The sequence below is a fragment of the Natrinema sp. H-ect1 genome, assembly GCF_041821105.1.
Taxonomy (GTDB): Archaea; Halobacteriota; Halobacteria; order Halobacteriales; family Natrialbaceae; genus Natrinema; species Natrinema thermotolerans.
The window spans coordinates 57,884-64,773 of sequence record NZ_JBGUBA010000015.1 but is presented as its reverse complement, the minus strand read 5'-3'; the positions used below and the strand labels follow the sequence as shown (position 1 = coordinate 64,773).

The 6,890-nt window shown below is 67.6% G+C and carries 7 protein-coding genes; 2 read left to right on the top strand and 5 right to left on the bottom strand.

What is annotated here, in order from left to right:
* On the bottom strand, positions 1 to 685 hold a 685-nt coding region (locus tag ACERIM_RS18390; protein ID WP_373633722.1), incomplete at its 3' end, for a DUF502 domain-containing protein.
* A 141-nt stretch (positions 686 to 826) separates the two neighbouring features.
* Here ACERIM_RS18390 and ACERIM_RS18385 point away from each other — a divergent pair.
* Positions 827 to 2,200, top strand: coding sequence for an MFS transporter (locus tag ACERIM_RS18385; RefSeq protein ID WP_373633721.1), 1,374 nt, complete (start codon positions 827 to 829; stop codon positions 2,198 to 2,200).
* Between the two features lie 101 nt (positions 2,201 to 2,301).
* On the opposite strand, the gene ACERIM_RS18380 is transcribed toward ACERIM_RS18385, so the two are convergent.
* The 3 genes from ACERIM_RS18380 to ACERIM_RS18370 all read right to left on the bottom strand — a co-directional run bounded on the left by ACERIM_RS18380 (position 2,302) and on the right by ACERIM_RS18370 (position 5,195).
* Positions 2,302 to 3,831 carry a stage II sporulation protein M gene (locus tag ACERIM_RS18380; RefSeq protein ID WP_373633720.1) on the bottom strand — a complete coding sequence of 510 codons (1,530 nt, stop codon included), beginning with the start codon at positions 3,829 to 3,831 and terminating at the stop codon, positions 2,302 to 2,304.
* 94 nt (positions 3,832 to 3,925) lie between these two features.
* On the bottom strand, positions 3,926 to 4,249 hold the full coding sequence (locus ACERIM_RS18375; protein WP_373633719.1) for a nuclear transport factor 2 family protein: 324 nt from the start codon (positions 4,247 to 4,249) through the stop codon (positions 3,926 to 3,928).
* Between the two features lie 43 nt (positions 4,250 to 4,292).
* A complete protein-coding gene (locus tag ACERIM_RS18370; RefSeq protein ID WP_373633718.1) occupies positions 4,293 to 5,195 on the bottom strand; it encodes a redoxin domain-containing protein in 903 nt (300 codons plus the stop codon).
* A 184-nt stretch (positions 5,196 to 5,379) separates the two neighbouring features.
* On the opposite strand from ACERIM_RS18370, the gene ACERIM_RS18365 reads away from it, so the two are divergent.
* Positions 5,380 to 5,886 (top strand): DUF367 family protein, encoded by a 507-nt coding sequence (locus tag ACERIM_RS18365; RefSeq protein WP_373633717.1) that lies wholly within the window; start codon positions 5,380 to 5,382, stop codon positions 5,884 to 5,886.
* Between the two features lie 18 nt (positions 5,887 to 5,904).
* On the opposite strand, the gene ACERIM_RS18360 is transcribed toward ACERIM_RS18365, so the two are convergent.
* Positions 5,905 to 6,822 carry a hypothetical protein gene (locus ACERIM_RS18360; RefSeq protein ID WP_373633716.1) on the bottom strand — a complete coding sequence of 306 codons (918 nt, stop codon included), beginning with the start codon at positions 6,820 to 6,822 and terminating at the stop codon, positions 5,905 to 5,907.
* Positions 6,823 to 6,890: the final 68 nt, after the last annotated feature.

Below are 6,890 nucleotides of genomic sequence, written 5' to 3'. Positions count from 1 at the left end.
CGTCATCGGACCCGGTCCGCCCGGCCTCGTCGATGACGTCGATCGAGACGCCGGCGTCCATCCCCCGCCGGTTCGCGTCACCGAACCCGGCGCTGAGAACGCGGGTCAGGGCATCCTCGACGTCCTCGTCGAGTTCGGTGATCTCGTCGGACTCGACCTCGACGACGTAGCCGGTCGTGATGTTGGGCGACGTCGGTAAGAACAGTACCTCGCGCCCGTCGTCGGTCACTTTACCGGTCTTGAACGCGGTCATCCGGAGCCCCTCCCAGGTCTCGATCTTGACCGGCTTCTGCAGGGATTCCTGTTCGCCGAAGGCCGTCTCGGCGGCCATCTTCGAGGCGTTGTAGACTACCCGCATCACCGGCACACGGTTGGCGATGTTGTCGACGAGCCGCTCGACGAGGCCGCCGATCGTCGTCCGCATTAGATAGCCGACCGAGAACGTCAGGATGATAAAGACCGTCAGCGCGACGATCACGCGGAGGAACTGCGCGATCTGCTCGCGGGTCTGTATCGCCTGTTGACTGGTGCCGGCGATGAAGGCCTCGAGCGCGGACTGATCGAGAATGAGTCCGGGCGTCAGCCCGGCGACGAGTCCGTAGAGCCAGTAGATCGCATAGAGCGTGACCAAGATCGGGCCGAGAACGATCAGCCCGCTCGCGAAATCCCGCTTCCACGAAGCCATTATCCACTACCTCACACTGCTGGCTAATGAGCCCTTCCCTTCAGTCGATACTGTCAGCCAAGCCGGACCGAGCCGGCCGCCCGATCGGGAACGGCCCGTCGCGGACCAATGTTCAAGCCGGTGGCCCGACCACTAAGCGGTATGAGCCTCGAGCGGGAGTCGTCCGAGGAGGCCGACGCGCTCGATCCGTTCCGGCAGTTCGTCTCGCTCGAGCGGGACGTCCTCGTCCTCTCGGCGGCGATGTTCGCCTTCAGTCTGGGGTTTCAGATGACGAGTCGGTACATGGGCGAGTACCTCTACGCGCTGGGGGCCACGGGGCTGGTCGTCGGCCTGTTCGGCTCGTTCGGGAACGTGATCAGCGCGGTGTATCCCTATCCCGGCGGCGCGATCTCGGATCGGATCGGCTCGCGGTACGCACTGACCGCGTTCGGGCTGTGTTCGACGGTCGGCTTCGGAATCTGGCTCGTCGCGCCGGCGCTGGCGGACGTCTCTGTCGGCCCGACCTCGCTTGCGATCGTCGCGGTCTTTCTCGGGCTCGTACTCGCACAGGCCTGGAAGTCCTTCGGGCTCGGGGCGACCTTCGCCATCGTCAAGCAAGCCGTTCCCCCGTCGCGGCTGGCGGCCGGCTTCGCCAGCACCGAGACGTTCCGCCGGACTGCCTTCCTCGTCGGCCCGCTGCTTGCTGCCGCGCTCTTTTACCCCTTTGGCTCGAGCGACGGCGGGATCGTCACCGCCTTCCAGTTGATCCTGGTCGTCGCGGTCGCCTTCGGCGCGCTGGGAACGCTGGTTCAGCACCGGCTCTACGATCCCGCAGGCGACGACATCGGCTCGGAGTTCGAGGGCGTCTCGCAACTGCTCGCCGACCTCCGGGCGCTGCCGGCGGAACTGCGCCCGCTGCTGGTCGCCGACACGCTCGTCCGGTTCGCGAACGGGATGGTCTACATCTTCTTCGTGATCGTCGTCACGCGCTTTCTCGAGGTCGGGCTCTCGCTGTCGCTGCCGGTGATCGGCGTACTCGATCTCTCGCCGCAGTCGTACTTCGGGGTGTTGCTGGGGATCGAGATGCTCGTGGCCCTGGTGACGATGATTCCGGTCGCGCGGGCGGCCGAGCGCGTCGGGCTCAAGCCGGTCGTCGCGATCGGCTTTGTGGTTTATGCGATCTTCCCGATCCTGCTGATCAACGCGCCGCCGGACGCGGCCGTCCTCGCGGTTCTTTTTGCCTTCTCCGGGCTCCGGTTCGCCGGGCTGCCGGCGCACAAGGCGCTGATCGTCGGCCCCGCCGAACGAGGTGCCGGCGGTCGGGTTACGGGCGCGTACTACCTGCTGCGAAATCTGATCGTGATTCCCAGCGCCGCGCTGGGTGGGCTGCTCTGGGACGGCGTTCCCAACCCGTTGACCGGTGCCGAACTGTTCGCCGGCGACCCGGTCGTCGCCTTTACCGTCGCGACCGCCATCGGACTGCTCGGGACGGGCTATTTCCTCCTGTTCGGCGAGGAGTTCGAGGCCTATCAGTAACGATCACCGTTACGGAGTCCTGCGTCCGAGATGTCCCGCCTCGAGTCCCACGGGTCGCCGCGGTCGATGGTTCGGCCGGCGTTGCTCGACCGCCCGATCGGTTAGAGGAACAGGCGGTAGTAGTACGGACTGACGAACCCCTCGATGAGCGCGGCGACGGCGAGTACCATACCGATCCCGACGAGGACCCAGAACGCCCGCTCGAGAGTGTCCGCCAGTTCGACCCGACCGGCCCGTCCCCGGAGGGTCCGCCACCCGGCCATCCCCACGGCGATCCCCAGCGCCGCCGACACGAGGATCGCCGGAATCTCGAAGATGCCGTGGGGAGCCACGAACGCCGCCAGTTGTGTAGGATCCGTCTCGAGGCGTGCGATCGCACCGAGGAAGACGCCGTTGAAAAGCAGCGAGACGACCGCCGGGACGACGAGCGCGAGCCCGCCGTAGGCCGTCGAGAGCGCGACCAGCCAGTTGTTGCCGAACAGTTCGACGGCCGCCGCGGGCGGGAAATGCCCCTCGAGGCGGGCGGCGATCGAGGCCTCGATAGTGCCGGCGTAGGGATCGGCGACGAGCCAGCCGGCCCAGAAACTCAGCCCGGCGAGGACGACGACCAGGACGTGGGTGCCCGGATGCGAGCGGACGAACGCGGTCAGTGCCGACCAGCCACGTCCCAGGCCGGCCCTGAACTGGCCCCGAAGCGAGCGGGGCGGCGACGCGGGCGGCTCGAGCCGGTCGCGATAGCCACAGTAGACGGCCGTTTTCAGCAGGTCCAGCGCCGGGAAGAGAACGAACGACGTGACCAGCGAGCCCAGCGCGACGACATCGACGAGCGAGAGCAGTCCGGAGACCGTCGAGAGCGCGAGGAACGCCCCGACGGCCATGACGTAGTAGAAGCCAGCCTCGACCGGCTGTCTGCGGATGAAGCCGGCCGCGTGCCGTAGTGAGCCGACGACGCCAGCGTCGTCGACGACGACCGCGACCGGGGCGAACGCGAACACGGCGCGAATCGCGAGGAGCGCGACGATCGCGACGCCGACGGCCAGCAACACGACGGGGACGGCCAGCAGGCCCAACCCGCCCAACAGCGAGACGCTGCCGGCGACCACTGCGGTCACGGTTCCCACGGCGACGAGAATAGCCGCCCAGCACAGTAGCTCGAGGACGAACAGGCCGAGAAAGCGCGGCCAGTACCGACGAGCGCCGGAGAGCGCGGCGACGAGTCCGCGCTCGTCCCGAAGCCGCCCGTAACAGGCCCCGAGTTGGCCCGCGGCGACGGCGGCCGAGGCGAACGCGAACAGCGCGATACTCACGAGGACCGTCACCGCAGCGAGCGCGAGCAGCGGCGGCGTCACCAGCTGATCGACGACCGGCTCGAGGCCGGCCGCCCACGATTCGAACTGTTCGGGATCGGCGTTGGGATCGGTTGGCGGCTGTTCGAGGTCGGTCAGGTGGGTCCGAATCGTCTCGAGGCGGCCGGTCGTCGCGAGAAAGAGGTACGCGACGGCGACGGCCAGAAACGGGACGGTGCGGACGATCGCGGGGATCGACGCACCGATGAGATAGGCCGGGAGGAAATCGCCCGGCCGGCGGCGGAGGACGGCGACGACGGCGGCGACGTAGTCGGACAGGGACATAGCCCTCGTTTGGAGGGCGTCTCAGTTAAATGATCGTTCTCGGCAGTTGAGGAGAGCCGGCAGTTCGAGTTGCTGGACGGCCAGTGGGATCGCGTTATCGCGAGTACGTCTCGAGACGGACGATCCGATCGTCCGCGAGTTCGAAGACGTCCGCGAACTCGAAGAGCGTCGCGCCGTCGTCGACGACGCGGCCCTGCACCGCGACGCGGTCGCCGTCGGCGATGACGGCCTCGAGTTCGTGGCCGGTGTCCGGGTTCGGCCGCTCGTCACGCATGAACGCGACGAACGCAGCCCGGTCGTCGAAGATGCGGTCGGGGCGGCGCTGGACGAACTGGGGAGCGAGAACCGTCTCGAGCGCCTCGTAGTCGTGATTGTCGAGGGCATCGTAGTAGCGCCTGACGAGGGTGGCGGGGTTCATACACGACGTTTCGTCGCGACTGACAAAAGAGTGGACGCTCCGATCAGTCGTCCGCGGAGTCCCCGTCGACGGTCTCGAGGAGGGTTTCGGGTTCGGGCGGCTCCTCGCGGTCGGTAACGGCGGCGTGAACGGGATCGGCGTCCGCCCGATAGTCGTCGCCGGTCGCCTCGTCGCCGCGGCCGTAGTGGTCCGCCGCGCTCGCGTACCACTTCGCGGCGTTGCGCCGATCCGTCGCCTGTTCGTTCGCCCGTTCCGCGAGCCGGGCCACCGCTTCGTCGTCCGCATACCGTCTGGCCGCGTCGAACGCCTCGAGTGCGTCGGTAAGCGGCTCGACGGCGGCGTCGAAGGCGGCGGCTGCCGTCACCCAGTCCTCGGCCGCGAACGCCTCGCGGCCCCGCTCGTACTCCGTCACGCCCTCGCGGTAGTGGGTGTGTGCGATCCGGTAGCGTTCGACGGCCGCATCGTCATCGGAGATCGTTTCGATTGTCGCGCGGATCTCCGCCAGGGGCGGCTGTCGTTGCGGGTCGTCGCTCGACCAGGCACGGCGGACCGTCCGCTCCCCGTCGAGGACGAACACGGCGCGTTTGGCCGCCTGCTGGTGGCCGTACTGGTCGTTCGAAAGGACGCCGTAGGTCGTCGCGATCGAGCCGTCGCTGTCCGACACGAGCGGGAAATCAAGGTCGTAGCGGTCCGCGAACGCCCGATGGCTAAACGCGGAGTCGGTCGAAACCCCGACGATCGAAACGTCGTTCTGGAGCCCGAACAGGTCGAGATCGCGGAGCGAACAGAGTTCCTCGGTACAGCTCGGGCTGAAATCGGCCGGGTAAAAGACCAACAGGACGACGCCGCTGTCGGCGGTCACCTCGTCGAACGTGACGTGACGGATCTCGTCGTCGATCGCTGCGGGCCCGTCGAACGTCGGTGCGGTTGCCCCCGTCTCGAGCATACCACTCGTTCGGCCTACGACTGCCATATGCACACCGATCGCACGGAGCGAGCGAGTCGGATCGGCGGCACCGACCGCGCCGTCGACCGGAGTCAACGAGGGACGCGACGCGGATTCGTTTCCGGAGCGGCCGATTCGACCGCGGTTCGCGAGCCTTTTGTCCCGAGCCGACCTGTGTTCGGCCGTGGAGTGTCACGTCTACTACGAGGGCGACGACGACCCCGAGAAGTGTACCGCGCGTCGCCTCGAGCAGTTCGACGAGGCGACCCTCTACCGGTCGATGGGGCAGGTGCCCTACGGGATCGTTCTCAACCCCCACGCCGAACAGGCGCTCTCGCCGGCCGACCGCGAGGAAGGGCTGGACACGCTGGTCGCCCTCGATTGCTCGTGGGAGTCCGCCGAGGAGGCGTCGTTCCAGATGCGCGGCGTCCACCGGGCGCTGCCCTTCCTCGTCGCCGCGAATCCGATCAACTACGGCCGGCCGTTCCGGCTGACCACCGTCGAGGCGCTGGCCGCGGCCTGCTGTATTTTCGACGAGTACGACCGCGCCGAGGAACTGCTCGAGCCGTTCCGCTGGGGCGAGACCTTCCTGACATTAAACGAGGAACCGCTGCGTCGCTACAGCGAGTGTACCGACTCGAGCGAGGTCGTCGCGGTCCAGGAGGACTATCTGGCCGACGACGAGGAGTGACGCCCGACGCGAGGCGGCTCACCTGGTGTTCTCGTCGCTCGGCGGTGCCGGCCGCCGTGCGAGCCACGACTCGTACCCGGCGTAACCGAGCGCGACGGCGGCGAACGATACGAGGAGGACGACTGGAACGAACGCTCGACCGCCAGCGGAATCGCCGCTTCGGGCGACGAGGGCGGCGAACCCGACCGCGAACGCGAGGAGGCCGATCCCGATGGCCGCCAGGACGATCCGCATCGGACGGGTCGTGCCGGCCGTCTTCGGTGGCGCCGTCGGCGTCGCCGCGAGCCCCCACTCGAGCGCACGACCGACGGCCGCAGCATGTCGATCCGGAACCGGGACGAAACGCGGCGGACCGTGGACTCGTCGGATCACGACGAACTGCCACCGTGAGAGCGGCCCCGGCGAGAGCCGCCGGACACCGATCACGTTCTCGAGGTCGATCACCGTTGGCCCGCCGAAATCGTCGTCCCCACCCAGTTGCAGCCGTCGTTCGTCTAGCTCGAGCGTGACCGTCGCCGTGAGCGGGCCGAGAAACACCATCGACAGGAACCCGAGGACGAACAACGCAAGCGTTAGCTCGGGTACAGTGCCGATCGTGCCCGCAATGAGGACGGCACCGACGGCCGTCGCGACGACGATTCCGCGTTTCGTGAGTCGGTCGGTTCCTGCGTACTGAGCGATCCACTTGGAGCCGTTCGTCCCGTACTGAACGAGTAGCCAGCAGTACAGCAGGGACATCGGACCGCCGACGAGCCCGAGGACCACGACGAGCGCCAGCGTCGATCCGGTGACCGCGCCGACTATCGTGAAAACCGCGAGACTCAGTAGCACGACGAGCCCGAGCCCACCACCGATCGCATAAGGGGCGTACACGGCGAGCCGCGAGAGCCAGCTGTTGTGCGGGCCCATCGTCCACCGGATCGATTCCGTAGTCATTACTCGAGCGGACACGCTGGCCAGCCCTAAATATTGCCTCAGAAACCTTTTTTGCGGCCGCCTTCCCG

What these genes read in the sequence shown, in the direction of transcription:
- ACERIM_RS18375 (WP_373633719.1), bottom strand. Translation starts at nt 4,249, where the DNA reads ATGAACCCCGCCACCCTCGTCAGGCGCTACTACGATGCCCTCGACAAT.
- ACERIM_RS18380 (WP_373633720.1), bottom strand. Translation starts at nt 3,831, where the DNA reads ATGTCCCTGTCCGACTACGTCGCCGCCGTCGTCGCCGTCCTCCGCCGC.
- ACERIM_RS18370 (WP_373633718.1), bottom strand. Translation starts at nt 5,195, where the DNA reads ATGCTCGAGACGGGGGCAACCGCACCGACGTTCGACGGGCCCGCAGCG.
- ACERIM_RS18360 (WP_373633716.1), bottom strand. Translation starts at nt 6,822, where the DNA reads ATGACTACGGAATCGATCCGGTGGACGATGGGCCCGCACAACAGCTGG.
- ACERIM_RS18385 (WP_373633721.1), top strand. Translation starts at nt 827, where the DNA reads ATGAGCCTCGAGCGGGAGTCGTCCGAGGAGGCCGACGCGCTCGATCCG.